Annotated in this window: 25 protein-coding genes; 9 read left to right on the plus strand and 16 right to left on the minus strand. The window is 71.4% G+C overall.

Translation table 11 applies throughout. From position 1 onward, the window contains the following. Positions 1 to 586 precede the first annotated feature (586 nt). Genes Q0994_RS25655 through Q0994_RS25670 form a run of 4 tightly spaced genes read left to right on the plus strand, consistent with a single transcriptional unit; the run spans position 587 to position 3,202 of the window. The gene (locus tag Q0994_RS25655; protein WP_299538761.1) at positions 587 to 1,006 is read left to right on the plus strand and encodes an STAS domain-containing protein; all 420 of its coding nucleotides are present in this window, start codon (positions 587 to 589) and stop codon (positions 1,004 to 1,006) included. 32 nt (positions 1,007 to 1,038) lie between these two features. After that, positions 1,039 to 1,695: a response regulator transcription factor gene (locus tag Q0994_RS25660; protein ID WP_299538763.1), complete on the plus strand. Its 657-nt coding sequence runs from the start codon at positions 1,039 to 1,041 to the stop codon at positions 1,693 to 1,695. Beyond that, positions 1,692 to 2,795: a PAS domain S-box protein gene (locus tag Q0994_RS25665; RefSeq protein WP_299538766.1), complete on the plus strand. Its 1,104-nt coding sequence runs from the start codon at positions 1,692 to 1,694 to the stop codon at positions 2,793 to 2,795. Before Q0994_RS25660 ends, Q0994_RS25665 begins: the two co-directional genes overlap by 4 nt. Then, complete coding sequence (locus Q0994_RS25670) at positions 2,792 to 3,202, plus strand: response regulator transcription factor (protein WP_299538768.1); 411 nt, start codon at positions 2,792 to 2,794, stop codon at positions 3,200 to 3,202. Before Q0994_RS25665 ends, Q0994_RS25670 begins: the two co-directional genes overlap by 4 nt. A gap of 38 nt (positions 3,203 to 3,240) precedes the next feature. On the opposite strand, the gene Q0994_RS25675 is transcribed toward Q0994_RS25670, so the two are convergent. From Q0994_RS25675 to Q0994_RS25705, 7 genes are all read right to left on the minus strand, one after another. Further along, positions 3,241 to 4,194 (minus strand): sensor histidine kinase, encoded by a 954-nt coding sequence (locus Q0994_RS25675; RefSeq protein WP_299538771.1) that lies wholly within the window; start codon positions 4,192 to 4,194, stop codon positions 3,241 to 3,243. After that, the gene (locus tag Q0994_RS25680; RefSeq protein ID WP_299538773.1) at positions 4,191 to 5,045 is read right to left on the minus strand and encodes an MEDS domain-containing protein; all 855 of its coding nucleotides are present in this window, start codon (positions 5,043 to 5,045) and stop codon (positions 4,191 to 4,193) included. The genes Q0994_RS25675 and Q0994_RS25680 overlap by 4 nt, the downstream gene beginning before the upstream one ends. A 457-nt stretch (positions 5,046 to 5,502) precedes the next feature. Next, positions 5,503 to 6,372, minus strand: a complete 870-nt coding sequence (locus tag Q0994_RS25685) for an amino acid ABC transporter permease (protein WP_299538776.1) — start codon at positions 6,370 to 6,372, stop codon at positions 5,503 to 5,505. Then, positions 6,369 to 7,013, minus strand: a complete 645-nt coding sequence (locus Q0994_RS25690) for an amino acid ABC transporter permease (RefSeq protein ID WP_299538779.1) — start codon at positions 7,011 to 7,013, stop codon at positions 6,369 to 6,371. Before Q0994_RS25690 ends, Q0994_RS25685 begins: the two co-directional genes overlap by 4 nt. A 14-nt stretch (positions 7,014 to 7,027) precedes the next feature. Further along, entirely contained in the window at positions 7,028 to 7,939 is a 912-nt protein-coding gene (locus tag Q0994_RS25695; protein WP_299538781.1) for a glutamate ABC transporter substrate-binding protein, read from the minus strand. Positions 7,940 to 7,951: 12 nt separating this feature from the next. Beyond that, positions 7,952 to 8,695, minus strand: a complete 744-nt coding sequence (locus Q0994_RS25700; protein ID WP_299538784.1) for an amino acid ABC transporter ATP-binding protein — start codon at positions 8,693 to 8,695, stop codon at positions 7,952 to 7,954. 135 nt (positions 8,696 to 8,830) lie between these two features. Then, positions 8,831 to 9,271, minus strand: coding sequence for a DUF6278 family protein (locus Q0994_RS25705; RefSeq protein WP_299538786.1), 441 nt, complete (start codon positions 9,269 to 9,271; stop codon positions 8,831 to 8,833). A 351-nt stretch (positions 9,272 to 9,622) separates the two neighbouring features. Here Q0994_RS25705 and Q0994_RS25710 point away from each other — a divergent pair, with 351 nt between their 5' ends. Beyond that, complete coding sequence (locus Q0994_RS25710; protein WP_299538789.1) at positions 9,623 to 10,402, plus strand: SDR family NAD(P)-dependent oxidoreductase; 780 nt, start codon at positions 9,623 to 9,625, stop codon at positions 10,400 to 10,402. A gap of 95 nt (positions 10,403 to 10,497) precedes the next feature. Here the strand turns inward: Q0994_RS25710 and Q0994_RS25715 are convergent, their stop codons facing one another. The 5 genes from Q0994_RS25715 to Q0994_RS25735 form a co-directional block, all read right to left on the minus strand. Continuing rightward, a complete protein-coding gene (locus tag Q0994_RS25715; protein ID WP_299538790.1) occupies positions 10,498 to 11,259 on the minus strand; it encodes a Clp protease N-terminal domain-containing protein in 762 nt (253 codons plus the stop codon). A gap of 74 nt (positions 11,260 to 11,333) precedes the next feature. Beyond that, on the minus strand, positions 11,334 to 12,113 hold the full coding sequence (locus tag Q0994_RS25720) for an exodeoxyribonuclease III (protein WP_299538793.1): 780 nt from the start codon (positions 12,111 to 12,113) through the stop codon (positions 11,334 to 11,336). 65 nt (positions 12,114 to 12,178) lie between these two features. Next, complete coding sequence (locus tag Q0994_RS25725; protein WP_299538796.1) at positions 12,179 to 12,826, minus strand: MBL fold metallo-hydrolase; 648 nt, start codon at positions 12,824 to 12,826, stop codon at positions 12,179 to 12,181. A 75-nt stretch (positions 12,827 to 12,901) separates the two neighbouring features. After that, positions 12,902 to 14,182, minus strand: a complete 1,281-nt coding sequence (locus tag Q0994_RS25730; protein WP_299538798.1) for an alpha/beta fold hydrolase — start codon at positions 14,180 to 14,182, stop codon at positions 12,902 to 12,904. A 596-nt stretch (positions 14,183 to 14,778) separates the two neighbouring features. Continuing rightward, positions 14,779 to 15,438, minus strand: a complete 660-nt coding sequence (locus Q0994_RS25735) for a hypothetical protein (protein WP_299538800.1) — start codon at positions 15,436 to 15,438, stop codon at positions 14,779 to 14,781. Between the two features lie 458 nt (positions 15,439 to 15,896). Between Q0994_RS25735 and Q0994_RS25740 the strand changes: the two genes are divergently transcribed. Further along, on the plus strand, positions 15,897 to 17,099 hold the full coding sequence (locus Q0994_RS25740) for an alpha/beta hydrolase (protein WP_299538802.1): 1,203 nt from the start codon (positions 15,897 to 15,899) through the stop codon (positions 17,097 to 17,099). A 130-nt stretch (positions 17,100 to 17,229) separates the two neighbouring features. Here the strand turns inward: Q0994_RS25740 and Q0994_RS25745 are convergent, their stop codons facing one another. Further along, complete coding sequence (locus Q0994_RS25745) at positions 17,230 to 18,051, minus strand: SDR family NAD(P)-dependent oxidoreductase (RefSeq protein ID WP_299538804.1); 822 nt, start codon at positions 18,049 to 18,051, stop codon at positions 17,230 to 17,232. A 112-nt stretch (positions 18,052 to 18,163) separates the two neighbouring features. On the opposite strand from Q0994_RS25745, the gene Q0994_RS25750 reads away from it, so the two are divergent. Further along, positions 18,164 to 18,763, plus strand: coding sequence for a TetR/AcrR family transcriptional regulator (locus Q0994_RS25750; RefSeq protein WP_299538806.1), 600 nt, complete (start codon positions 18,164 to 18,166; stop codon positions 18,761 to 18,763). 560 nt (positions 18,764 to 19,323) lie between these two features. Beyond that, complete coding sequence (locus Q0994_RS25755; RefSeq protein ID WP_299538808.1) at positions 19,324 to 23,013, plus strand: S8 family serine peptidase; 3,690 nt, start codon at positions 19,324 to 19,326, stop codon at positions 23,011 to 23,013. A gap of 36 nt (positions 23,014 to 23,049) precedes the next feature. On the opposite strand, the gene Q0994_RS25760 is transcribed toward Q0994_RS25755, so the two are convergent. The 3 genes from Q0994_RS25760 to Q0994_RS25770 form a co-directional block, all read right to left on the minus strand. After that, the gene (locus tag Q0994_RS25760; RefSeq protein WP_299538811.1) at positions 23,050 to 23,997 is read right to left on the minus strand and encodes a helix-turn-helix domain-containing protein; all 948 of its coding nucleotides are present in this window, start codon (positions 23,995 to 23,997) and stop codon (positions 23,050 to 23,052) included. Positions 23,998 to 24,262: 265 nt separating this feature from the next. Continuing rightward, a complete protein-coding gene (locus Q0994_RS25765; protein WP_299538813.1) occupies positions 24,263 to 24,592 on the minus strand; it encodes an SCO4225 family membrane protein in 330 nt (109 codons plus the stop codon). A 255-nt stretch (positions 24,593 to 24,847) separates the two neighbouring features. Next, positions 24,848 to 25,576: a GntR family transcriptional regulator gene (locus tag Q0994_RS25770; RefSeq protein ID WP_299538815.1), complete on the minus strand. Its 729-nt coding sequence runs from the start codon at positions 25,574 to 25,576 to the stop codon at positions 24,848 to 24,850. 298 nt (positions 25,577 to 25,874) lie between these two features. On the opposite strand from Q0994_RS25770, the gene Q0994_RS25775 reads away from it, so the two are divergent. Then, on the plus strand, positions 25,875 to 26,978 hold the full coding sequence (locus Q0994_RS25775; RefSeq protein WP_299538818.1) for a zinc-binding dehydrogenase: 1,104 nt from the start codon (positions 25,875 to 25,877) through the stop codon (positions 26,976 to 26,978). Positions 26,979 to 26,981: the final 3 nt, after the last annotated feature.

Here is a 26,981-nt window from a genome sequence, read left to right on the forward strand (position 1 = left end):
TGGCCTGACCGACATCAGCGCCGCGGCCGACGGAACCGTCTGGGGCGTCAACGCCAACGCCGAGATCTACCGCTACACCGGCGACCAGCCCTAGCTGAGCCTGCCTCTGCCTCCTCGCCCCGTCACCGCGCTGCGGTGACGGGGCCGTTGACGTGCAGCTACTGAACTTGATCCGGTGATTGCAGGCTGTTCGCCGAACAGCGTGCAGGTGGCCCCGGGCTTGATCCGCTTTGACGGACGTTCGAAATCTGGGTTCAGCCGGTGTCCATGGTGAGCGCCCTGTACCCGGTGACGGACCGGGGCATGTTCCGGATCGGCGCGGAGGAGTACCGGGCGGACAAGGGCGTCACCGGGCGAACAACCCGCGGACGCGCTGTTGTTCGGGGCGAACGGAACAGCCCGGCCGGGCTCCGGCAGACCGTGTTGACTTCCTCGCCTAGTGCAGATTCACTAGTACGGCACTGGCGCTCTCGCACCAGGGCGGGTCCGCGGGTCACCGGACGACCAAGGGCCTTCCCCGGCAGGGGTCCACTGGACCGTGCGCGAAGCCGAGCACCGCATGTGGCCCTGGGAAGGTGCAGACACTGTGGCCGTTCTTCCGTTCACGTCCCACGCCGTGGTGCGCCCGGACGTCGCGCGCGTGATCCTGGCCGGCGAACTCGACATGGACACCGCCTCCCACGTGCGGGAGGCGGTCGCGGTCTGTCTCCGGGAGCGGCCGGCGCGCCTGTGCCTCGACCTCACCGACGTCTCCTTCTGCGACTGCGCGGGATTGAGCGCCCTGCTCGACGCACGGTCGTCCGCCCTCGCGGTGGATGCGCGGTTCGCCGTGGAAGGGGTGGGCACGCAGGTGGCACGGCTGTTCTCCCTGATCGGGATCGACCTCCTGCATCTCGGGGAGCGCGGCCGGCCGGGAACGGGGCCGGCACACCACGCGGTCGCACCCGGTCGGCACGCGGCACCGGTGGACGCCGCGGAGTCATCGCTCCGGCGGCTTCTGACCTGATGATGCGGCGCGCCACCTGCAAGGATGCACCCATGCCCCCACGCCCCCCGCACAGCCGACCCGTCAGGATCCAGGTCGTCGAGGACCACGACATGGTGGCCGAGGCGATATGCCTGGCCCTGGACCGCTCGCCCGATCTGCAGGTCGTGGGACGTGCCGCCTCGCTGGCGGCGGCCCTGGCCGAAGCGAAGCGGTGTGAGCCGGACGTCGTACTCATGGACCGACGCCTGCCGGACGGGGACGGGATCGACGCCATCGCCGACCTGCTGGCGCTGCTGCCGGACGTCCGGGTCCTCATCCTGGCGGCCGAGGGCAGCGGCTCGGTGGCCGCGCGCGTCGCGGAGACGGGCGGAGCCGGCCTGATCCTCAAGGCCAGCGGTCTGCGCGAGCTGGAGGACGCGGTGCGCCGGGTGGCCGCGGGCGAGGTGGTGTTCAGCCAGGACTTCCTGGGGGACGTGCTCGAACGGCTGACCGGCAGGGCGCCGGCGCCCGGCGCGAACCTCACGCCGCGGGAGCGGGAGGCGCTCCACCTGCTGGCCGAAGGCCGCAACACCGCCGAGATCAGCGAACTGCTGGGGGTCGCCCTCAACACGGGGCGCAACCACGTCCAGCGGGTTCTGGAGAAGCTGGGAGCGCGTTCCCAGCTCGAAGCCGTGGCGATCGCGCGGCGTGAAGGGCTCCTCACGTGACGTGGCAGCCGGAACCGCGGGCAGAGGTGCGCAAGCCGGCCGCCCCCCTGTCGGAGGCGGCGTTCACCCTGCTCGTCCAAGGGGTGCTGGACTACGGCATCTTCATGCTCGACCCGCAGGGCTACATCATCAGTTGGAACGCGGGCGCGGAGCGGATCAAGGGGTACCGGGCCTCGGACATCATGGGGCAGCACTTCTCGGTCTTCTACCCGCCCGAGGACCAGGCCTCGGGCAAGCCCGGGTGGGAGCTGGAGACCGCCGTGGCCGAAGGCAGGCTGGAGGACGAGGGCTGGCGCATCCGCAAGGACGGTTCACGGTTCTGGGCGAACGTGGTCATCACCGCACTGTGGGACGAGAACGGCGTGCTCCAGGGGTTCGGCAAGGTGACCCGCGACATGTCCGAACGGCGGGCGGCCCAGCACGCCCTCATCGAGCGGCGGAGGCTGTTCGACCACCTGGTCCAGGCGCAGGAGACCGAGCGGCGTCGCATCGCGTGGGACGTGCACGACGACTCCATCCAGGCGATGGTCGCCGTGGGCATGCGACTCGAACTGCTGGCGCAGCGGGTGCCGGAGCCGCACTCCGCGGAACTGCTGCGCCTCGACGCGACGGTGCGCGAGGCGGTCGGCCGCCTCCGCAGCCTGACCTTCCGGCTGCACCCGCCCGGCATCGACCGGCACGGCCTGGTCGACGGGCTCTCCAGCCATGTGGAGGACGTCGTGGCGGGCTCCTGGGGGATGGCCTACTCGTTCGACCACCGGCTGGACCACGAACCGTCGCCGGAGACGGCGATCACCATCTTCCGCATCGTCCAGGAAGCGCTGCTGAACGTGCGCAAGCACGCCGGTGCGAGCAGGGTCGACATCCGCGTCACGTCGGCCGACCGGGGCGTTCTGACGCGCGTGACGGACGACGGCAACGGCGCACCGATGTCCCGCGACGGCGCGCGCGACCATTTCGGGGTCATCGAGATGCGGGAACGCGCCGAGACGGCGGGAGGCTGGTGGTCCATGGACAGCCGGCCGGGGACGGGGACGACGGTCGAGTTCTGGGTGCCCAACCCGCTTCCGGTGCCGGCGGACACGGACGGCGCGCCGTGACCGCGGCGGCGCCGGACGGTCGCCCCGGCCCGGCCTCCGGCGTCCTCGGCGTGCTCCTGTGCGACGACAACCCGATGATCCTGGAGACCCTCGGCGAAGTCGTCCGGGCGCAGCCCGACATGAGGGTCGTGGGCACGGCGCGCAGCGGGGAGCGGGCGGTCGACCTCGCGCGGCTCCACCGGCCGGATGTCGTGGTGCTGGACGTCCGCTTCCCCGGCGGCGGCCCGACCGTCGCCGCCGCCGTCGCACGGTGCTCACCCACCAGCCGCGTGGTGGCGTTCTCCGCGTACGACGACAAGGGTTCCGTCGAGCAGATGCTGGGCGTCGGCGTGTGTGCCTACGTCCTCAAGGGAGCGGGCAACCGGGAACTCCTCGCGGCCGTGCGCGGGACGGCGCAGGCCCTGTGAGGTCCGCGGCGCGGTCGGCCCCCGAGGGTCTCGCCGGGTCACCCGAGTCCCATGTGGAGCCGCAGGACGAGTCCCGGCGCCGCCGCCCTGATCTCCACCAGATCGCACAGCTGATGCATGATCCACACGCCTCGGCCGCCGGACGCCGCCCGGGGGTCGGGCCGGCGCCGGCCCGTGAGGGGATCGGCCAGCAGCCCCTGGTCGCGGATCTCCGCGACGATCTCCCCGTCGGTCCTCCACATGCGCAGGGTCCCGCTGCCGCCGCCGTGGCGCACCGAGTTGCCGGTCGCCTCGCCGATGGCGAGGAGCCAGTCCGTGCGCCGCGCCGGAGGCAGACCGGCGGCGGCCGCCCAGCTGTCGGCCTCGTCGCGGACGAACGCCAGACGCTGCTCGTCGAACGGGACGACGACGGCGTCGGAGGGCTCGGGCAGCGGAGTGTCGCAGTCGCGGCAGACCTCGTGCGGATCGGTGTAGCGGGGGCTGGCACGGTAGGCACCCGGTTCACCGACCACCGGGTGGGTGCGGTGCGCCTGTGCCAGCACGTCCTCGGGCAACGCCGTGTCGTAGGGGCACAGGATGCTCGCGGAGCGCCCGGTGAACGCGAGGTTGATCAGCGCTTCGTGGCGCGTCGCCTCGGCTGCCTCCGCCGGTGTGCGCCCGACCCAGATCGGCTCTCCCACGATCGAAGCCCGGGTGAGGGAGTCCGCGCGGTCGGCGAACTCCTGGAGCATCGACAGGATGCGTCCCGGATTGCGGCCCGCCTGGCGCATGTCCACCCAGGTGACGCGCCCCTGGTCCTCGACGAGGTCCCGCAGCAGGGAGAGGCGCTGAGCCGGCACCGCCACCAGCACGGAGTGCTCGCGGGCCAGGGCGTCCTGGACGAACGCCCCGACTCCGTCGAGGTACTCGTCCGTCGTGCCGTAGAACAGTGCCGGGTGGTGGAAGGCGGGCTGGCGGCCGGGGCCGGCCGAGATCGGTCCGTAGGTTGTCATCGGTCCACGACCTCCACCACGGAATCGAACTCCGGGAACAGTTGCAGTAGTCGCCGCAAGGACGAGGGGGCCTGCCGGACCTTCAGCCGCGTCCCGCCCGGCCGCGCCGCCGCCGCATCGGCCAGCGCCGCCAGCGAGGCGGCGTCCACGTGACGCAGGGCCGCGAGGTCCAGCTCCAGCGGCTGGGCCGCGGCGACCGAGGAGACGACGGCCGCCGCCGCGGCGACCGCGTCCCGGGTGTCGTATCCGGCCGAACCGGACAGGGCGAGGCCGGGCCGGTCCACCGACGGAGCCACCCGCAGGGCCGGTCCGGCGCAGGGCTCCCCCCGCTGCGTCACGTGGGCGCCCGCCAGCGCGTTCACGTACGCGTCCGACATCAGGCGGCGGTCGTAGAAGCACCATGCCGTGAGCGGCAACCGGTCGAAGACCTCGTGGTGCAGGCGCAGTTCGTATTCCAGCAACCGGTCGGCGCCGACGACGTCCCCGGCCCTCCACGACATCTCGCTGATCGCCCGCAGTGCCGGGTATCCGGCGGCGCGGGCCGCTTCCGCCTCGTCGAACCACGAGCCGATCATCGCGTCGGGATCGGACCCCGGACCGGCGAGGCAGGACTGTGCGGCGACCGACACGGACAGTTGTCCGCGCGTCACGGCGCCCGCCGCGTCGACGCCCGCCCCGGTGAGCGCACGGAGCACCTGTTCGGGGGCGGTGGTGCCGGCGAAATACCGCACCCGCTCGCCCTTTTCCAGCCCGCCGCGGACGAACGCGACGAGGTGCCCGGCCCATTGCCGGTCGTCGGAGAAGACCACGCTGGTGTGGCGTCCCTCCAGCGAACCCGGCGCAGGGGGCACCGGCCCTCTTCGTACCTCCGGCACACACGCCCCCTCGTCCCGTCCGGTCCCGTTCTGCTGAACATGGAAACACATGGACGCGGTGCGCCCGGCACAGGTGGGCACGGGCCCGGAGCGGGGCACAGGGGTGGGCCCGCGTCGCACACCTCCGCGACGCGGGCCCACCGGTACTCGGCAAGCTGATCGGCAACGCCTCCTGTACGTCCGCGCGCCGTACGCACGGGCGGTCCGGTCCGCGGCGTCGCCCGAGGGCCGTCCTCCACGGCTTCTCGGGACGCCGGCCACCGGTCCGCCCGGCGATCGGCACGGGCCCCTCGCCCGCACGCCGGGCTCCGTCGTCGAGCGCCCCGCCGTCCGGTCCGCGCAGCTGACCTTCTCCCCGGCCGTCGCGGTCCGGACGGGTCCGGGCCGGTCGGGCGGGAAGTGATCACCGGCTGCTGCCGGGCGGCGGGCCCGGCTACTGCACTCTGGGCAGCAGCGTTCCTGGTTCGGCGGAGGACACCGCGGTGGCCTCCGTCTTCGGGTTGCGGCGCTGGCGCCTGGCCACCCAGGTGGCGAACCACGACAGCAGCATGCACATCCCGATGTAGAGGGGCGAGATCACCATGACCACCGGGATGAACGGCAGATCGTAGTCCAGGTTGGACGCGATCAGCTTTCCGGCGTGCAGGAACTCCTCGTAGGTGATCAGGTAGCCGAGCGAGGTGTCCTTGAGGGCCACCACCAACTGGCTGATGATGGTCGGCAGCATCGCGCGCACCGCCTGCGGCGCCAGCACGAAGGCGGTGACCTGCGTCTTGCGCATGCCGAGCGCGTACGCGGCCTCGCGCTGGCCCCGGTCCACCGAGTGGATGCCGGTGCGGAACACCTCGGCGAGCACCGACCCGTTGTAGAGCGTCAGCCCGGCGACCAGCGCGGGCAGCGGCTGCACCTGGAGCGCCACGAAGATGAAGAAGATCATCACCAGCACCGGCATCGCCCGGAAGAACTCCACCAGCAAGGTGGCGGTCCAGCGCACCGGCCGGTGGACCGACAGCCGTCCCACGGCCAGGACCGCGCCGAGGGCCAGCGACAGCACCGCGGCGTACGCGAAGGCCTTCAAGGTGTTGCCGAGGCCGCGCAGCAGGAGTTCCTGGATTCCCTTGTAGGTGAAGGGGTTCCACTTCTGGGCGGTGAACTGCCCGGTGTCGAAGAGCAGGTAGAGGAGCCAGCCGAACAGGGCGACGATGAGGAGCGTCGAGACGATCCCGTAGAGCAGGTGCCGCTTGCGGGCGACCGGTCCGGGGATGTCGTAGAGCGCGGTGGCGGTCTCGGTGGAGCGGGTCATCGGGCGACTCCCCAGCGCTTCTCCAGCACGGTGAAGAGCGCGCTGATGGACAGGGTGATGATCAGGTAGCCGACGGCGATCCAGACGAACGACCAGATGATGCTGTAGCCGAGTTCGTTGAGCGTCTTGTAGGTGCCGAGGAGTTCGGTGACGCTGAACGCCCCGGCGATCGCCGAGTTCTTGGCGAGCGCGATGAGGGTGGAGCCGACCGGCGGGATCACCGAGCGGAACGCCTGCGGCAGCACCACCGAACCGAGGCTCTGCCGGAAGGACATGCCGAGTGTGCGGGCGGCTTCGCCCTGGCCGGTGGGGACGGTGTTGATGCCGGAGCGGAGCACCTCGCAGATGAACGCGGAGGTGTAGCAGCCGAGCGCGAGCACCGCGAAGACCTGGAACGGCAGGACGAGACCGAACCTCGGCAGCCCGAGCAGGACGGCGAAGAAGAGCAGGGTGAGCGGGGTGTTGCGCAGGACCGTCACCCACACCGTGCCGAGGACCCGGAGCGACCCGACCGGCGCGACCCGGAACGAGGCCATCAGGAAGCCGAGTACCAGGGCCAGGACGGAGGCGTAGACGGTGAGTTCGAGGGTGCCGAGGAAACCCTTGCCGTACAGCGAGAAGTTCTCTGTCAGTACATCCATGGTGGCCGGTCCCCTCAGTTCGCCGGATAGCGGTCGATGGGCGGCGGGGTCGGCGCGGGCACGCCCGAGAGACCGAGCGTCGCTTCGAACGCCTTCTTCCAGTTGCCGTTCTTCTCGTTCTCCTCCAGGGCGTCGTTCAGGGCGGACCGCAGCGCGTTGTCGGAGCGCGGCACCCCGATGCCGTACGGCTCCTCGGAGAACGGTCTGCCGACCACCTTCAGTTCGTCGGGCGCCTTGGCGGCGAAGCCGAGCAGGATCGCGTCGTCGGTGGTGACGGCGTCGACCTGGAAGGTCAGCAGGTTGTCGACGCAGATGGAGTACGTGTCGTACGCGACGAGGTCGGCCTTCGGGTAGTCGGCGGCGATCCGCTGGTACGGGGTGGAGCCGGCGGCGGAGCAGACGGTCTTGCCCGCGAGGTCCTGCGGGCCGTGGATGTCGTCCTCGTCGGTGCGGACCAGGAGCCCCTGCCCGGCCAGGTAGTAGGGACCGGCGAAGCCGACGAGCTTCTTGCGCATGTCGTTGATGGTGTAGGTGCCGACGTAGTAGTCGATCTGGCCGTTCTGGAGCGCGGTCTCACGGTTGGCGGACGCGATGGTCTTGAAGCGGACGGAATCCGGTGGGAAGCCGAGGGAGGCCGCCATCATCTTGGCGATCTCGATGTCGAACCCGGAGTAGATCCCGCTGGCCGGGTCCTTCTCGCCCAGGTAGGGCTGGTCCTCCTTGGCTCCGACGACGAGGTGGCCCCGGCTCTTCGCCTTCCTCCAGGTGCTCGACTCCGGCAGCTCGAACCCGGTGTCGACCTTGTACGTGGGCAGCGCCTCGGCCCGGGGGCCCTTGACCGGCGGACTGCCCTCCTTGCCGCACCCGGCGGCCAGCACGGCGAGCAGCAGGCCCGCGAGGGCGGCGGCGGCTTTTCTCGTGCGCAACGGGGTCTCCTGTCAGTGCTTGAGGATCTTGGACAGGAAATCCTTGGCCCGGTCGCTCTCGGGCGCGGTGAAGAACTCCTCGGGGGTGCGGTCCTCGACGATGCGGCCGTCGGCCATGAAGACCACGCGGTTGGCGGCCGACCGGGCGAAGCCCATCTCGTGGGTGACGACGACCATGGTCATGCCCTCCCGCGCGAGCTGACGCATGACCTCCAGGACCTCGTTGATCATCTCGGGGTCGAGCGCCGAGGTCGGCTCGTCGAAGAGGAGTGCCTTGGGGTCCATCGCGAGGGCGCGGGCGATGGCCACGCGCTGCTGCTGGCCTCCGGAGAGCTGGGCGGGGAACTTGTCCGCGTGCGCCGCGAGCCCGACGCGCTCCAGCAGTTCGCGGGAGCGGGCGTCGGCGTCCTCCCTCTTGCGCTTGCGGACCTTGATCTGCGCGAGGGACACGTTGGCCAGCACCGTCTTGTGCGCGAACAGGTTGAACGACTGGAACACCATGCCGACTTCGGCACGGAGGCCGGCGAGCCCCTTCCCCTCTTCGGGGAGAGGTCTGCCGTCGATCGTGATGTGGCCGGATTCGATCGTCTCCAGGCGGTTGATCGCCCGGCAGAGGGTGGACTTGCCGGAGCCGGAGGGGCCGATGACCACCACCACCTCCCCGCGGCCGACGGTGAGATTGATGTCCTGCAGGACGTGCAAGGCTCCGAAATGCTTGTTGACGTCCCGCAGTTCGATCAACGGATCGACGGCCATACGCTGCCCCACCCACTTGTAGCTGTGTCGAGTCAGCGCAAACTAACCACTCCGAAAAGGGCGTTTGGCCCCGACACGCATACAAGGCACATAAGGCGTTTTATCGCGATTGTGCGACCGGAGCCGCGCGAGGGATCACTCTTCGGCGCACTCCGCGTACACCTGGGCGAGTTCGGGGCTGCCGGAAATCGCCCAGTCCAGACCGGCCTCCACGACGTCGATCTCCCGCCCGGAGGCGAGCCGCACCACGAGCTGCCCGCCCGGCCAGATACCCCAGCTCGCGCCGGGGACGGTGCGCACCAGCACGGTGCCGAGATAGAGCCCCGCGTCGTTGCCCACCCAGGGCAGTTCCTCGGGGTCGTCGCGCCAGCGCGGGGGCAGTTGGTCGAGCGCGGTCAACGACTCCGGGGTGTCGTCGAGGCGGAGGCCCAACTGGTCCGCCCTGACACGCAGGAGTTCGCATTCGGCCAGCAGTTCGGTCAGACCGTCCGGGTCGGAGCCGAGGACGGCGGCGAGCCCTGGCGCGGGCCTGCCGCCCTGACGCTTGAGCCAGTGGTCCCAGAAGGGAATATTCATGATCGACTTCCTTGTGACGCGATGACGCTCCCTGCGGACGCGACCGGACCGGGAGAACGACGGCCGGGCGCCGGGGACACGCACCGGATCCTCACCGACGGGCCCCGCACCTCCGCCACCCTTCGCCCCTCCCCCTCACCGGTACCCACGTCGCCTGCTCAACCCCCGTGGATCGCGCCCATCCGCTCACCTTGACACAGATCAGCGGCGGGTTGGCGGCATATCGGCCCGGGGACGCGGGCCCGCCCGCCCGTTCGCGCAGGTCACCGTGGGACGGAGAGGGGGGAGGGGAGAGGCACGGGGCGCTCCCCCGCCCCGCGGCGCCCGGGGCCGCGATCGTAGGGTTCCGGCATGGACACTCAGCATTACCTCGCCGGACTCTTCTCGCTGGAGGGCCGGACCGCCCTCGTCACGGGCGGGAGTTCCGGCATCGGCCGGGCGATCACCGGGGCGCTCGCCCGGGCCGGCGCGGCGGTCGTCGTGGTGGCCCGGCGGGAGGCGGAGTTGAAGGAGACCGTCGACGAACTGACCGCGGACGGCTGCCGGGCGGCCCGGGTGGGCGCCGACCTCGGCACGGGCGACGGCGTCCGGGCGGCGGCCGACGGGGCCGTCGCCGCGTTCGGGGAGCCGGACATCCTCGTCAACTGCGCGGGCATCAACCTGCGTCCGCCGATGGGCGGGCTGGACGAGGACGTCTGGGACACCACGATGGCGCTCAACCTCAAGGCGCCGTACCTGCTCGGCGAGCGCTTCGGGCCGGGCATGGCGGAGCGCGGGTTCGGGCGGATCATCCACATCTCCTCGCAGCAGGCGCACCGCGCGTTCGTCAACAGCGGTGCGTACGGGGTCTCCAAGGGCGGACTGGAGTCGCTGGCCCGCTCCCAGGCCGAGGCGTGGTCGCCGTACGGGGTCACCTGCAACACCCTGGTGCCGGGCTTCGTGATGACCCCGTTGAACGCCCGGCTGTCGTCCGATCCGGAGAAGGTCGCCGCGCTGGCGGAGCGCACGATGGTCAAGCGCAACGGTCTCGCGGAGGACTTCGCGGCGGCGGCGGTGTTCCTCGCGGGCACCGGTTCGGCGTACGTCACCGGGCAGTCGATCTTCGTGGACGGCGGCTTCTCGGTGCACTGAGCCGCCTGCGCCCGAGGCCGGAGACGCACCGGGCGGGTCCGGGGCCGCGTATGCGCCCACGCCCCCGGACCGGGCCGCACCGGCTCGCACCTGCCTCAGACGCCCTCCCCCCGATCCCGCTCACCCTGCTGGGCGGCGACGATCACGGCCAGCGCGGCCTCGACGGCCTGCGCGGAGGCCGCCTTGTCGACGCCGGCCCGGGTGAGCGGGCCGTCGCCGTCCTCGAGCTCCAGCAACGCCAGCAGGATGTGCTCGGTGCCGACGTAGTTGTGGCCGAGCCGCAGCGCCTCGCGCAGGGTCAGTTCGAGCACCTTGCGCGCCCCGGCGTCGTACGGGACGAGGGCCGGAAGTTCGTCCGCGGGGGGCGGCAGCACGGCGGTCGCCGCCTCACGCACCGCCTCCGGCGTGACGCCCTGGGCGGCGATCGCCTTGGCCGCCAGCGCGTCCGGCTCCGCGAGCAGGCCGAGCACCAGGTGCGCGGCGCCCACCTCGGGGCTGCGGGCGGCCTGCGCCTCGTTGCTCGCGGCCACCACCACGTTGCGCGCCCGCGGCGTGAAACGGCCGAACCCCTGGCTCGGGTCCAGCTCCGACGCCTCCTCACCCTTCTTGGTGACGAACCGCTTCTGGGCGGCCTGCCGGGTGACGCCCATACTGCGGCCGATGTCCGTCCAGGACGCGCCGGAGCGGCGCGCCTGGTCCACGAAGTGGCCGATGAGGTGGTCGGCCATCTCGCCGAGATGGTCCGCCGCCACCACCGCGCCGGAGAGCTGCGCCAGCGGATCGGCTTCGGCGTTCTTGATGCCCTCGATCAGGTCGTCGAGGCGCACGGGAGGGTTCAAGCCCAGTGGTCGAGTCATGAGGCAACCGTAGGTTGACACTCCCTGGAGTGTCAACCTCGGGTTGTCAGTCGTTCGGGCCCTTTCGGAGGCCGTCAGAGCTCGACGTCCACCACCACCGGGGCGTGGTCGGACGCACCCTTGCCCTTGCGCTCCTCGCGGTCGACGTAGCTGTCCTTGACCGCCGAGGTGAAGGGCGCGTTGCCCCAGACCAGGTCGATGCGCATGCCCCTGTTCTTGGGGAAGCGCAGCTCGCGGTAGTCCCAGAAGGTGTAGGCCCGGTCGTACTTGAGCGGGCGCGGCACCACCTCGGAGAGCCCCTGCCCGGCCAGCGCCGCCACCGCCTCACGCTCGGCGGGCGTGACATGGGTGGCACCCTCGAACAGGGCCGGGTCCCAGACGTCCCGGTCCGTCGGGGCCACGTTGAAGTCCCCGAGAACGGCGAACGGCCGCTCGGCCGCCGCGTCCGTGCCGACCGCCGTGCGCAGCGCCTCCAGCCAGCGGAGCTTGTAGGCGTAGTGCTCGTGCGCGACCTCGCGGCCGTTGGGCACGTACACCGACCAGAGGCGCAGCGGCCCGCAGGTCGCGGAGATGGCGCGCGGCTCCTCCACCCCGTCGTACTCCGGCCCGCCCGGCAGGCCCTTCACGACGTCGTCGAGCCCGACCCGCGAGATCAGCGCCACGCCGTTCCACCGGCCGGTGGCGTGCACCGCGGACTCGTACCCCAGCTCCCGCAGCTCGGCGGCCGGGAACTGCTCGGCCGAGCACTTGGTCTCCTGGACGCACAGCACGTCGGTGCCGCTGTTCTCCAGCCAGGCCAGCAGCCTGGGCAGCCGGGCAGTGATCGAATTGACGTTGTAGGTGGCGATACGCATGGCAGCAAACCTAACGGGTCGCACCGACAGTCGCGCCGCCGTCACGGCGGTCGACCGTGCGCCGCCTACAGGCCGGTGGTGTCCCCCGGCGTCAGCCGCGCGTGGTCGCTGCCGCCGAGCGCGCCGATCTGGTTGTCGTAGATCGGCCGGGCGAGGTCGGTGAGCAGGGCGTCGTGAACGTCGATGGCACGGCGGGGCTTGACCTCGCGCACGTAGTCGATGACCTCGGAGATCTTGTTCCAGGGCGCCATCACCGGGAGCAGCAGGGTGTCGACCGGGTGCTGGGGGACGGTGAGCGCGTCGCCGGGGTGGAAGACCGAACCGTCCACCAGATAACCGACGTTGGTGATGCGCGGGATGTCCGGGTGGATCACCGCGTGCAGTTCGCCGTGCACCTGTACGTCAAACCCGGCGGCGGTGAAGGTGTCGCCGTGGCCGACGGTGTGGATCCGGCCCGGGAAGGCGGCGGAGAGCTGGTCCGCCACGCTGCGCAGGGTCCAGATTTCGACGGCCGGGTCGGCCTCCAGCGCGGCGCGCAGCCTGCCCCCGTCGAAGTGGTCCGGGTGCTCGTGGGTCACCAGGACGGCCTGCGCCCCCAGGGTGGCGTCGTCCTCGGAGAACCCGCCGGGGTCGATGACGAGGGTGCGTCCGTCCTTCTCCAGCCGTACGCAGGAGTGCGTCTTCTTCGTGAGTGTCAGCGCCGATGCGTTCATGGCACCCATGCTAGTGATCCGCGTCCCGGCCGGTCCGGGCCCGCGCCACCCGGGCCGGCCGCGTCCCGGCCGGTGTCACACGGGCGGGGTGGTCGCTTCCTGGATCACCGACTGGGCGACGGCGAAGGCGGCTCCGGCGGCCGGCATGCCGCAGTAGACGGCGGTCTGCAGCAGCACTTCCTTGATCTCGGTGGGGGTGAGGCCGTTGCGCAGCGCCGCCCGGACGTGCGCGGGCAGGCTCTCCAGCCGGCCGGAGGCGACCAGAGCGGTCAGCGTCACACAGCTGCGGCTGCGGCGGTCCAGTCCCTCCCGGCTCCAGATCTCCCCCCAGGCGTACCGGGTGAGCAGGTCGTCGAAGTCCTCGGTGAAGGCGTCCGTGTCGGCGGTGACCCGGTCCACGTGGGCGTCCCCGAGCACCTCGCGGCGCACCCGCGTCCCGGCGTCGCGCAGGCCGCTGTCCACGGCGGACGCGTCCGGGGCGGTGGCGGCGGTGAGCTCGGCGATCGGGCCGAGGTGGACGGCCGGCGGGGGCGCGCCGTGGACGGGCGGCGGGACCGGGATGGCGGCCAGGGTGTCCTGCCAGGCCGTGGAGAAGTGGCGCACGAGCAGGTCGGTGACGGCGACCGGCTGCTCGACGGGGGCCAGGTGGGAGGCGGCCGGGACGAGCGCGAGCCGGGCGTCCGGTATGCCCGCGACCAGCGTCCGCGCCTCGGCGGGCCCGGTGACCCGGTCCTCCGCCCCGACCACGACGAGGGTGGGCGCCGCGACCCGGGCGAGTTCGCCGCGCACGTCGAAGGCGGCCAGGGCCTCGCAGGCGGCGATGTAGCAGCCGGGGTCGGTGGTGCGCACCATCTGCACGGCCCACTCGACGATCGCGGGCTGGGCCGCCGCGAAGCCGGGGGTGAACCAGCGTTCGGGGGCGGTGCGGGCCATCGGCTCCAGGCCGTTGGTGCGCACGATCACCCCGCGCTGACGGAACTCGTCGGCGCTGCCGAACCGGGGCGAGGCGGCGACCAGGGCGAGCGAGGCGACCCGGTAGGGGTGGCGCAGGGCTAGGTCGATGCCGACGGCCCCGCCGATGGAGCAGCCCGCGTAGCCGAACCGGTGCACGCCGAGCCCGTCGAGCGTCGCCACCAGCCGGTCGGTGAGCTCGGCGACGGCGGTGGCCGGATGGGCGGGGGCGCCGCCGTGTCCCGGCAGGTCGTAGCGGAAGACGCGCCAGTGCTGGGTCAGCTCGGATATCTGGCGGTCCCACATGTGCCACGTGGTGCCCAGGGAGGGCCCGATCACCAGGACCGGAGCGTCTTCTGGCCCGTCGAAGCGGTATTGGAGGGTGTTCGGTGGTGTCTCGGTCACCCGGAAAACCCTCTCATCTGACACGAGGTGTCACACCGCCGGGGTGGACCCGGTCGGCCTCGGCTCCCTTACGGTGCCGGCTCCGGCGCCGGGACCCTCAAGAGACCAGGTGTCGCTCACCGGCATGCTTCCGTGTCCGGAGTCCTCCCGGCGTGCCCGCCCCCAGGCGGATCGAGTTGCGCGCCTTCCCGCGTGGAACGCTGGGCCGTAGCGGAATGAGCCCTCCCGGCCTCCTGCCGACCGCGACCAGGAGCCGGACACCGAATCCACCTCGATCCCGCAGGCCATCCCGCTCGACGAGACGCTCGGCACGCAGACCGCGTGGCTCACGCTTGCCCCTCTTCCCCCGCCCCGTGCAGGCCGTCCCACGTGGTGGCGGCGGCCCCATGAAGATCCTCCACGTCCGGCTTGGTACCGCCGCTTGGTCTGCGCGGCAGGCACCGACGTCAGAACCGCGATCACACCACGATCCGCGGCCTCGGCGAACGGGCCATGGCCACCCTCACGTGTGGTGGCTTCCGCGGAAGCTCCGCCGGAGCACCACCCGGATCACGGTCATCGTCCGTGCCGTCGTCGCCCTCGAACCCGCCACCCGGTCAAGAGGGAAGAGGCTCAGCGCCTTCTCCCCAGGCTCGAAGGCCGCTGACTGCAAGGGAGCGATACGACCGCCTGGCGCTGGCGGCCAGGACTTCACGCACCAGCGGAACAAGAGTCGCCCGGTACTGGACCAGCTCCGGGGCATCCAGCAGTGAGACAGCCGCAGCGATCGCCGCTTCGTGGACGGCGGGGTCAAGGTCATTGAAGAAGGGGGACACAGCCCGGAAGAGCGCAGGACGCAGCGCCCGAAGCTGGACGGACGCCGGATCCCAAGAGAAGCCCAATCGTTCTCGGATCGCCTCGGCGTCGTTGCCTACCGCGTTTGCCACAGACTGCAGCCAGTCCAGCATCGTCGCGCGGAGCGGACACTCCCCCCGCTCGCAGGGAAGCACCGTGCCTGTGCGAGGTTCGCCGAGGGCTGCTGCCACGTAAAGCGCCGCAGGCACTGTGGCCGAGTAGATCGTGTTCTGGTGGTGAACCGGGTCCTCGATGTAACGCATCGCCCTGGCCTGGGTGTCGAGGTCCGCCGCGAGCAGTCCGCCCATCACGGAAGCTGCCCCTTCGGCCGGTCCGTAGGCATGCTCCAGCGAAGCCCAGTCGGTTCCCTCCACCAGTTCCCGGGGGCCGGGCAGGGGGCCTTCAGCATCCATGACCGTCACGTATCGAGTATGAGGGTCCACTCGGCCCCTCCGGCCGCCGCCCGTAGCGGGACAGCCTTGGCCAAGGACTTTTCCGCCAAGGCTCGATGGGACGAGGCCCGCCGCCGAGGCAGCGCATTGTTTGGACACCATCGCGCCAGCGGTGGCCACCGCCAGGGACGTGACGAGAGCGGGGTCGGTGCGTCAAGCAGACGAGGCCGGCACCGAGCTGGACGGTGACGACGACCAGGAGGAGCACGACCACGACCAGGGCGCCACCCCGGCTGTCCCGGCGCCGGGAAGGGCGGCGCGCCCGTCGTGGGCCAGGACGCCGCCGGACTCCGTGCCGCACTGTCCCTTGCAGAGCGGTTGGCACGGGCGTGAGACCTGCGACGGATCAGCCCCCTTCCCAGGCCGTAGGTACAACTACCGCTCGGGTCTGACGAGTTGCTGATCAGAGCCGCCTACCGTTCGGTCTCATGAACCTACGCCGTGGCGCCACCGCCTTCACCTTGCTCGGCCTCTCGCTCGCCCTCGCGCTCGCGGGCCCGGGCGCCGCCTCAGCAACCCCTGCACTCCTCTCTTACGCCCGGGTCACGGCGGAAGCGGGGGTCGAACTGCCGCGGCCCGCGGGCCCGTACGCCGTCGGGACACGGACACTGCACATGTCCGACCACCGGCGCCACGACCCGTGGGTGCCTTCGGTTCACCGGGAGCTGATGGTGTCGCTCCACTATCCCGCCCGGGCGGAAAGGGGCACTTCGGCCGCATACATGACGCGGGAAGAGGCTCGGCTGCTGCTGGAAGCACGTGGTCTGGCCGGTGCCGTGTCCGCCGGGACCGTCAGCGGTGTGCGGACCCACGCGTTCGCGGGCGCCCGCCCCGCGGACGGCCGCTTCCCGCTGGTGCTGCTCTCACCGGGCTTTTCGATGCAGCGCAGCACCCTCACCACCCTGGCGAGCGATCTCGCGAGCCGCGGTTACGTCGTCGCCTCCGTGGACCACGCCTACGAGTCCGTCGGCACGGCCTTCCCGGGCGGGCGTGTACTCACCTGCCGGGCGTGCGAACAGGTCCTCACGGACGAGGACCGGGCGCGGGTGGCCGTCGGACGGGCCCATGATCTCTCCTTCGTCATCGACCGGCTGACAGCACTTCGGAATCCGTCCGGCGCGACACATGGACACAGAGGCCTCCCGTTCTCCCGGACGATCGATCCTGGGCGGATCGGAGTGGCCGGGCACTCGATCGGGGGTGCGGCCGCCGCCGAGGTCATGAAGCGCGATCCGCGTGTGCGGGCAGGAGTGAACCTGGACGGCAACTTCTTCGCCCCGCCGGCCGGGGCGGGTCTGGGAGGGCGGCCGTTCATGATGATGGGCGCCTCCGCCACCCATGGTCCGACCGCCCCGGGGAGCGACTGGCAGGGCACCTGGGCTCGTCTGGACGGGTGGAAGTGCTGGCTGACGGTTGCCGGAGCCGAACACTTCACCTTCACGGATCTGCCGGTCCTGGCTGACCGGCTGGGTCTCTCCGATCCCGCAGCGGCGATCTCGGGCGAGCGGTCGTGGCAGCTCACACGTGACTACACGGCTGCGTTCTTCGACACGCACCTGCGCGGTATGGCACGCCCGCTGCTCGACGGCCCCACGCCCGACCGTCCGGAGGTCGGATTCCCCCTGATGTGACGGCGGGCCCGTCACGTCCCCCGCGCGCAGGCGTGACCGCCGGCCTCCGGCGGGCGCGGCCGCGGCGCCGTGCGGCTCTCACGCTGCCGCGCCCGGGAGACCCGACGCCACTCGCGGGGCGGCGGCGGGGTCAGCCGGGGGCGAGGCGGCTGAGGTGCTCCCACGACCGATGGAGCTCCGCTCGGGCCTGGCCCATCTGCAGGACGTGGTCGAAGGACTGACTGCCGACGATCAGCCGTCGGGGCGGGTCCGGCAGGGCGGCCAGCTCCATGATGACCGGGGCGGCGGTCTCCGGCTCCGGCGGGACGGCGTCGCCCCACATCGCCTCCATCTCGGTACGTAGGGGTTGGTACCGCGCCTGGGGCTCGGTGTTCGTAGTGCCGGCGGTGAACAGACTGGTGTTGTAGCCGCCCATCTGCACGATGGTGACCTTCACGCCGAATCCCTCGACCTCCATGGCCAGCGCCTCGCTGACCGAGTCCAGGGCCGCTTTGCCGGCGCCGTAGAAGCCGACGGTGGCCATGCCGCCGCCGCTGCCCATCGACGTGACCTGGAGGAGGCGCCCTCCGCCCTGGGCGCGCAGGTGCGGAAGGACCGCTTGGGCTACCCACACGGCACCGAAGAAGTTCACATCCATGTGCGCACGGATCTGCTCCTCGGTGGCTTCCTCCACCATGCCGTAAAGCATGGCGCCCGCGTTGTTGACGACGACGTCCAGTCGGCCGAAGGCGGCTGCGGCCCGGTCCACCGCGGCGAACACCCCTTGGCGGTCAGTGACGTCGAGCGGGAGGGGGACGAGGTGATCGGGATGCCTCGCGGCCAGATCCTCCAGAGGGCTGGTATCGCGGGCCGCGGCGACGACGCGGTCGCCGGCCGCCAGGGCGGACTCCGCGAAGGCCCTGCCCAAGCCTCGGGAGGCACCGGTGATGAGCCATACACGGGGATGCGTCACGGTTTCTCACTCTCAGTAAAGGAAACGAGTCGTCTCGTTTCGAGAACCCTACGACGCATCACCGTAGACTTCAATACGGACCGTCTCGTTTTCCGATAGGTAGGGTGGACGCATGTCTGAAGAGAAGGGGCCGGACCATTCCCGGCGCAAGGAACGATCCCGTCAGGCCATCCTCACGGCCGCCCGTGACCTGGTCGTGGAAGGGGCGTACGAAAAGATCACTGTCGAAGCCATCGCCGCCCGCGCCGGCGTCGGCAAACAGACGATCTACCGACGATGGCCCTCGAAGAGCGCGGTCGTCTTCGCCGCCCTTCTCGCCCTGAGCGAGGACCCCGAGGGGCAGTCGGTCACACTGCCGGACACGGGCGACCTCGCCACCGACCTCAAGTTCGTCCTGCGCGCCACGGCACAGGAATTCTCCGACCCGTCCTTCGACAAGCTGATCCGCGCGCTCAACACCGAAATCGCCAACGACGCCGCGCTGGCGGCCGAGTACCGCGAGAGACTGGCCCAACCGCTGGACGAGGCGAAGAAGGAACGCCTGCGCAGTGCCCAGAGGGCCGGCCAGCTCGACCCCCGGGCCGACCTCGACCTCGTCCTCGCACTCCTCTACGCCCCGCTCTTCCAGCGGTGGCTGCACCGAAGCGGTCCGTTGACCCCGGCATACGCCGACTCGCTCGTCGACGCGGCCCTCAGAGCCTTCCGCCCCTGATCTGCGAGGGGACACACCTGGCTGTGCCTGGCGGGCTCGGACGAACACCGGATCGACAACCTCGGGGGCCGGCTGACCACCGTGGTCGGTACACGGACTCGGCCCTCGGGCCCTCGGGCCCTCGGCGGTGACCGGTATCGCACGGTTCACGCGGGACGCCCTCGACCAGCCCCACGTCGGCAGGGTGATCGTGCTGCGCAACCGGGTCGACCACTGGATCACCATCAGCGGCGCGTACGACACCGTCGTCGACTTCGCGCGCGCCCTGGACCCCGACGGCGCCGGCAGCATCACGGAGGACCTGCACGCGGGCGACCACCTCCGTCCCAACCCCACCGGATACCGGGCCATGGGCCGACACCATCGACCTGGCCTCCCCAGCGGAGTAAGGCGAGGAGCGCCCACTCCGGAGAGAGCAGGACGACCATCTCTCGCGGGCGGCCAGGGAGGCACCTGCGCCCACCCGGCCGGGAGAACCCCGGTGTCCGGTCTTCGCCATGGCGGGAACTCGACATCCTCCGCCGGTGCGCTGGGAGTTCCGGACCGGATAAACCGTTCCCATGCGATCCATACCCAGACGCCGCTACCTCCCCGCCGCCACCGCGCTCACCATGGCGCTCATCGGCTGGGGATCGGTCACAGCCCCGGCGGCCGACGCCGATCCGGCCGCCCGGACCGGGGCCGGCGGGCCGGCCGGCAAGTCCTACGAGATCACCCTCGTCACCGGTGATCTCGTGCACTACACCGACCTGCCCGGCAACCACGACGTGGTGACCGTGGACCCGTCCGAGGACGGTTCCACCGGCGTCGAGGTGCAGACCCGCGGCGACGACACGTATGTCATCCCGCGCCAGGCCATGTCGCTGCTCGCCGCCGGAAAGCTCGACGAGCGGCTGTTCAACGTCACCGGACTGGTGGCGATGGGCTATGACGACGCGCACACAGACACCGTCCCGGTGATCGCGACCGCCCCGGCCGCCGCCCGTGCGGCGAAGGCCCCGGCCACACCCAAGGGCGCCGAGTCGGTCCGTACGCTCTCCTCGATCCAGGCGAACGCGCTGCGCGCCGACAAGGGCCGGGCCACGTCGTTCTGGAAGGGCATCGCGCCCGGCTCCGACCCGAAGTCGCTGTCGGGCGGCATCGGCAAGCTGTGGCTCGACGGCAAGGTCGAGGCATCGCTCGCCACCGAGACCGCGCAGATCAAGGCCACGGACGCCTGGCAGCAGGGCCTGGACGGCACGGGCGTCAAGGTCGCCGTGCTCGACACCGGCGCCGACCTCGACCACCCGGACCTCGTCGGGCAGATCGACGCCACCGCGAGCTTCGTGCCCGGCCAGAGCGTCGACGACGGCAACGGCCACGGCACGCACACCGCCTCCACCATCGCCGGTACCGGAGCCGCCTCCGCCGCCAAGGAGAAGGGCGCGGCCCCGGGGGCCCGCCTCCTGGTCGGCAAGGTGCTCGGCGACGAGGGCACCGGTGAGGAGTCGTACTCGATCGCGGGCATGGAGTGGGCCAAGGCGCAGGGCGCGGACATCGTGTCGATGAGCCTCGGCACCCCCGACGGGTCCGACGGCACGGACCCGACGTCGCAGGCCGTGAACGAGCTCTCCGCAGACGGCGGTCCGCTGTTCGTCATCGCGGCGGGCAACGCCTACGACCCGGGCACCATCGGCTCCCCGGGCGCCGCCGCCTCCGCGCTGACGGTGGCCGCGGTCGACACGAACGACGACCGCGCCGAGTTCTCCAGCCAGGGCCCGCTGATCCGCACGCGCAGCCTCAAGCCGGACGTCTCCGCCCCCGGCGTGGGCGTGACCGCCGCCGCCTCGCAGTCGGTGGCCGGCTGGACGGGCGGCCTGTACCGGACGATGAGCGGCACGTCGATGGCGACGCCGCTCGTCGCGGGATCGGCCGCGATCCTCAAGCAGCGGCACCCCGACTGGACCAGCGAGCGCATCAAGAACGCGCTGATGTCGACGTCGGACAAGACCGCCGAGACGCCGTACGCGGCGGGCACCGGCCGGGTGAACACAGCCTCGGCCGTCAGCACCACCATCGAGGCGACGGGCTCCGTCGAGGCGGCCGCGTACGACTGGCCGAACGCCGGCGCGAAGACGGCGACCCGCACGGTCACCTACCGCAACGAGGGCGACGCGGACGTCACGCTGGCTCTCGCCCTCGACACCGACGCCGACGCGTACACGCTGTCGCAGTCCTCGGTGACGGTCCCCGCGCACGGCACCACCGAGGTGACCCTGACCCTCGCCCCCTCGAAGGTCCCGGCGGGCACCACGTTCTCCGGCCATGTCGTCGCGACGGACACCGCGAACGGCCAGGCGGTCGCGCACACCGGCTTCGCCCTCTTCAAGGAGGCGGAGATGTACGACTACACCATCAAGCTGACGGGCCGGGACGGAAAGCCGCAGTCCGGCAACGTCACGCTGCACACCGCGGACTCCACCGACTCCGCGGTCATCGCCGTCGACGGTGAGAAGACGCTGCGTCTGCCGCCCGGCCGCTACACCACCACGTCCTACGCCGAGGTGCCCGGCGACACCGCCGACTCGCTCGGCCAGGCGCTGCTGATCTCGGACGAGACCACGCTCGGCGACGGCCGATCGTCCGGCACGGCCGATCTGGACGCGACCAAGGTGCGCAAGGCATACGCGGTCCCGGAGCGGGAGAGCGAGCAGACGCAGGCCGTCTTCAACCTCCAGCGCACCTACGACGCCGGCGCGGGCATCAGCTGGTCCACCTCCTGGTTGCTGGCCGCCAAGTACGACTCGCTGTACCTGGCGCCGACGAAGAAGGTGTCGGACGGCTCGATGAGCGCGTTCCTGCACTGGCGGCTGCGGCAGAAGGCCCTCGACGCCGAGACCGGTTCCGGGCGGGACATCGAGCTGACGCCGCAGCCGAACACTGCCTACCACGACGGCTCGTCGGCCCTGCGCACCGTGTACGCGGGCCGGGGCGCGGCTGCCGACTACGCCGGCCTCGACGTGCGCGGCAAGGCCGTGATCGTCGACCGCACCAACGGCGTCACCCCGGCCGAGCGAGCGCAGGCCGCCGCCGGCGCGGGCGCGACGCTGCTGGTCGTCGTCAACGACACCCCGGGGCGCCTGTACCAGAGCTACGGCGGCGCCGGCGGGCTCACCGTCGCCTCCGTGCGGCAGGGCGACGGCGCACGTCTGGTCTCGGAGGCGATGTCGGGGAAGGGCCGGCTGCACGTGAAGCAGCAGCAGTACCCGGGCTACAGCTACGACCTGGTGCAGCAGTTCAAGGACGTCATCCCCGACAAGTCCCTGGCGTACAAGCCGGACGACCACGATCTGGCCCGCGTGAACAACAGCGTGTACGCGGCGCCGGGCACCCTCGGTTACGGCGGACGCTACTTCATCCCGGCGTGGGGCCCCGGACTGGGCGGTGACGCCTACGAGAAGTGGTCGCGGACGACGACGGAGTACGTCACCGGCGGCACCACCGCCGTCGGGTCCTGGTACGAGCAGCACACCGGACTCGATGCGGCGGACGGCTACTTCGAGCGCGCGTCGACAAACTCGTACGCCGGTGGCCGCCGCTATGACGCCGCCTGGTTCAAGCCGGTCCAGGCCCCGCGCCTGGGCGAGAACTACGTCCCGTACCAGACGAGCGGCAACGCCCTGAACTGGAACGTCGCCATGTGGTCCGGCGGAGGTGACGAGACCCATGTCGGGGCCGGCGGCGGTGCCAAGCAGACCACGCTCTACCGCGGCGACACCCAGCTGGCCACGTTCAAGGCCCAGTCGGGCCGTGCCTCCGCCCTGACGGCGGGCTCGTACAAGCTCGTCGCGACCGGGCAGCGCACCAACGCCGCCTGGCCCGGCACCACGAGCACGAGCACCACGTGGGGCTTCGACTACAAGCCGCTGCCGACGGGCACGGCCCGTGCCCATGTGCCGATGCTGAACCTCACGTACGACGTCGACACGGATACGCAGGGCGCGGCCAGGGCGGGCAAGCGCCTCGCCCTGGGCCTGCGTTCGGCGACGTACGACGGGGCGACCACTGCCACGTCGGCCACCCTTCAGGTCTCGTACGACGATGGGGCGACCTGGCGGGACGCCAGGCTCAAGCGGGCCGGTGACGGCCGCTGGACGACGGTCCTGGACACGCCGCGCGACGCGAAGTCGGTGTCGCTGCGGGCCACGACCGGGGCCGCGGGCGGGCTGACGATCGGCCAGGAGGTGATCCGGGCGATCACCCTGAAGTAGGCAGGGCCGCGATCAGGGTGGGTGGGGCCGGAGGGGTCACACCCACCCGTGCTGACCGGCGTACCAGCCCAGCTGGAGCCGCGAGGTCGCGCCGGCGTGGGACATCATCAGCTGGATGCGGCGCTGCACGGTCCGGGCCGAGAGACCCACCTGCGTGGCAACGGCGGTGTCGGTGAGCCCGGCGAGCAGCAGTCGCAGGATGTGCACGTCGACCGGGTCGATGCCGACGCCCGCCGTTTCCCGGTAAGGGCCGGCGCGCTCCCACACCTGCTCGAACAGTTCCCGGGCCATGTGGGCAAGGCCGCCGCGCAGCACGACCGCCGGGTCGACGTCCGCGCCCCGTCCGTGCAGCGGCAGCATCGCCACGGATTCGTCGCAGAGGATCAGTTTGTACGGCACTTCGGTGACGGTCCGCACCCGGACCCCGTCGGCCAGGGACTGCGCGACGTTCTCCGCGGCGCCCGGTTCCCGCAGGAAACCCTGATCGATGACGGCACGCACCCGCACGTCGCGGGCCATGGCCGTCACCTCCTCGCTGTCCGCCGGGGTGACCGCCTGGGGCCTGCCCGCCGAGAAGATGTCGATGGTGCGGCGCGCGGACAGCTGCAACTGCCGGTAGCGGGTGCCGATGGCCTCGCTGCCCTCGACGATCTCCACGAGTTCGCGCTGGGCACGGTCCGCGGTCGCCATGCGGTACGTCTCCGCGAGCCGCGCCACCGTCACCTCGGCGCGCTGCAGCCGCTCGCGGTGCGCTGCGAGCTCGGCGCCCAGCGCGACGGCCGGGGGCGCCGCGGAATACCGGTGGCCGTCGGCGGCGCGGACGACGAGGCCACGGGTCACCAGGGAGCGCAGTGTGGCGGTCGCCCTTTCGGCCGGCAGGCCGGCCGCGTCGGCGATCGCTTCCGCACGGACCGACGTCCGGGCGATGAGCATCCGGTAGACGGTCGCTTCGTCCGGCACGAGGCCGAGCTCGTCGAGTTCCATGCCACCGCCCTCCGCTGTCCGGTGGCCATCGGCACCGAGAGCATAGTAAGCCCGAGCGTCTCAGCCACTCGGTGCCCGATCAATCCCGGGATCAGCCCTCGACAGCACCGGGTAGGGACCCGCGTGGACGGTGATCCGTCCTTGATCGCCCCCGGCTGGGAGCGGACGCGGCCCGCGGTGTACTTGCCCGTGTGCCGGCAGCCGGCCCCACTCCCCGTACCGGCGCGGCTTGGCCACCAGGACGGACGGCCGGGCCGGCGTCGGTTCAGCCTCGGCTCGGTCGCAGGGGCCCTCTGCCGCGGTGGCGCAGAGTTTCCACGAGCGCTCCGAGGGCGAGGGACTGGACCAACGCGCTGACGACAATCCCGCCGACGAAATACCAGACGGATGCGTGCATGCCCCCGATCGCACCTACCGCCCCTGCTGCCGGCAGAGAGCACGGTGCGGTGAGGAGGAACGGCCAGATCCCGACGATGCCGGGATCGGAGACCAGTGCGGCCACCACCTCGAACCCGACGGATGCCCGGACGAGTCCCAGGTACACGGCAGAAGCAGGGTTGGCGAAGGTCAGACGCAGCAGCGTGCGAGAGTTCATGAGTCCCCCCAAAGGATCTTGCGGTTCTCATGCTCCCGGCGGAAGCACGGCACGGCGTGAGTACCCGTGCTCACCTCCGGTGCTCACCAACTCAGGTGGCGATCCGTCAGCGCCTCCCCCCGGAGGCGTCGGCCCGTCACTGCCGCCGGGGAAGAGCGGCGACACCGGCGAGGGAGCCCGCCGCCCCGCAGACACTGCCGGTCACGGTCACCGGCGCCAGGACCCCGGGGCCGGCAGGTTCCCCCTCCTCGAACATCAGAGCATCGCGGTGCGGGAGCTGCGGCTGTTGGTGACCGTCACGGTGGCGACGTCCGGGCGGTAGCGGTCGTCGGACCACTCGATGGGGACGCCCTGCGAGTCTGTGGTCAGGCGTCGCTCCCTCAGGAGGGGAAAGCCTTCCGGAATCCCCATGAGCTCTGCGTCCAGAGCGTCCGCGGCCACGGCATCGAACGTGTGCCGGGCCGAGTGCAGGTCCACCCCTCGTTCGGTGAGCAGGGCGTAGATCGAGCCGGCGTCCAGATCCGCAGAGATCAGTGGGCGGCCGACCGACTGCACATAGGTCATGCGTTCGAGCATCGCGGGGCGCCCGTCGAGCAGTCGCAGCCGGACCAGTTGTACCGCCAGATCTTCCGGCTCGATCTGGAGCGCAGCCGCGATCTCCGGTTCGGGGCGGCGCAGCGCGATCTCCTGAAGCCTCTGACCGGGGGTGTACCCAGTCAGCTCCGCGCGCCGGGTGAAGGAGAGAAACGATTCGAACGGCTGCGTGGGCACCGCGTCCAGCACCACGGCCCTCTTACCCTGCCCGCCACTGATGAGACCTTCCTCGCGCAGGGCGGCCAGAGCCTGCCGGACCGGGCCTCGGGATGCTGAGAACTCGTCGCAGAGCTGCGACTCGGACGGCATCGACTCACCGATCTTGAGCATCCCGGACCGTACACGGTGTCGTAGCTCGGCTGCGATGGCCCGGTGAAGAGGGGTGCTCATGTGCTTGACCTTACAGGCGGAGGCTGGGGCTCACCGAGTGGTCCCGACCGTCAAGCGGTCGGAGGGTCCCCCTTCTCGAGGTCGCCGGTCCTGTCCTGAGGGCCCATCAACTCTTATACCGGCACGTCGCATGTGCCGCACAACCCAGGCCGGTGACCGCATCGGTCCACGGAGGCGGAGGCCTCCCGTCGTCACCGCGCCGGAGGCAAGGCCACCTCCTGTTCACCTGCACTCTCACCGCGTCGACCAAAAGTTATCTATACATGTTCGTACTGACAGGCACTTTCCCCTATTCAGATTGGCCGACACGATGCACACCACCGCCCCCGCCGAGCACGTCGCCGTCCGTTACGCCCGCTGGGACGGGGTCGACCGCCCCTTCGTCATGGTGGACTCCACCACCCCGCAGCAGCCTGGAACCGGTGAGGTTCTGGTACGCGTCGACATGGCGACGGTCTGCGGGAGTGATCTGCACACCGTGAGTGGCCGCCGGCCGTCACCGACGCCCACGGTGCTGGGACACGAACAAGTGGGCACCGTGCTGGCGGTCGGCCCGTCGGCACCGGCCTGCGTGGACGGCACGCCCGTGACACCGGGCCTGCGGGTCGTGTGGTCGGTCACCGCCTCGTGCGGCACCTGCCCCCAGTGCCTTCGGGACATCCCGCAGAAGTGCCGGAGCCTGCACAAGTACGGGCACCAGCCGCTCGACGAAGCCAGCCCCCTCACCGGCGGTTTCGCCACGCACTGCGTACTGCTGCCGGGCACCGCCATCGTCGCCGTGCCCGACGACCTGCCCGACGCGGTCGCGGCCCCGGCCTCCTGCGCCACCGCCACCGTCGCGGCCGTCATCGCCGCAGCCGGCCCGCTGGACGGGCGCGAAGTGCTGGTCACCGGCGTCGGCATGCTCGGACTCACCGCGGTGGCCATGGCCACACGAGCCGGCGCTCGGGTGACCGCCATGGACCCCGCCCCCGTAAGGCGGCGACAGGCCGTGCAGTTCGGAGCCGTACAGGTGCGGGACGTGGACGAGTCGCCGGGGACGGTCGACGTCGCGCTTGAACTGTCGGGCCGGTCGGACGCCGTGAAGATGTGCCTGTCCGCTCTCGACGTCGGCGGGAGGGCCGTGCTCGCCGGTTCCGTCTCCCCCGCGGACGCCGTCCCCATCGACCCCGAGCGAGTGGTGCGCGGCCTGCACACCGTCACCGGTGTACACAACTACCGGCCCGTCGACCTGCAGACGGCCGTCACCTTCCTGGCCGCCTGCCACACCACCCGCCCCTTCACCCAACTCGTCGAGGGAGCGCACCCCCTGGAGAACCTCGACCTCGCCGTACTGGCCGCCAGGGAGGCCGGGGCGCCACGTCAGGCCGTCCTGCCCCGCACCCACCCGCTCGGCCGGTGAGCG

It is taken from the genome of uncultured Streptomyces sp. (assembly GCF_947488945.1).
Classification (GTDB): domain Bacteria; phylum Actinomycetota; class Actinomycetes; order Streptomycetales; family Streptomycetaceae; genus Streptomyces.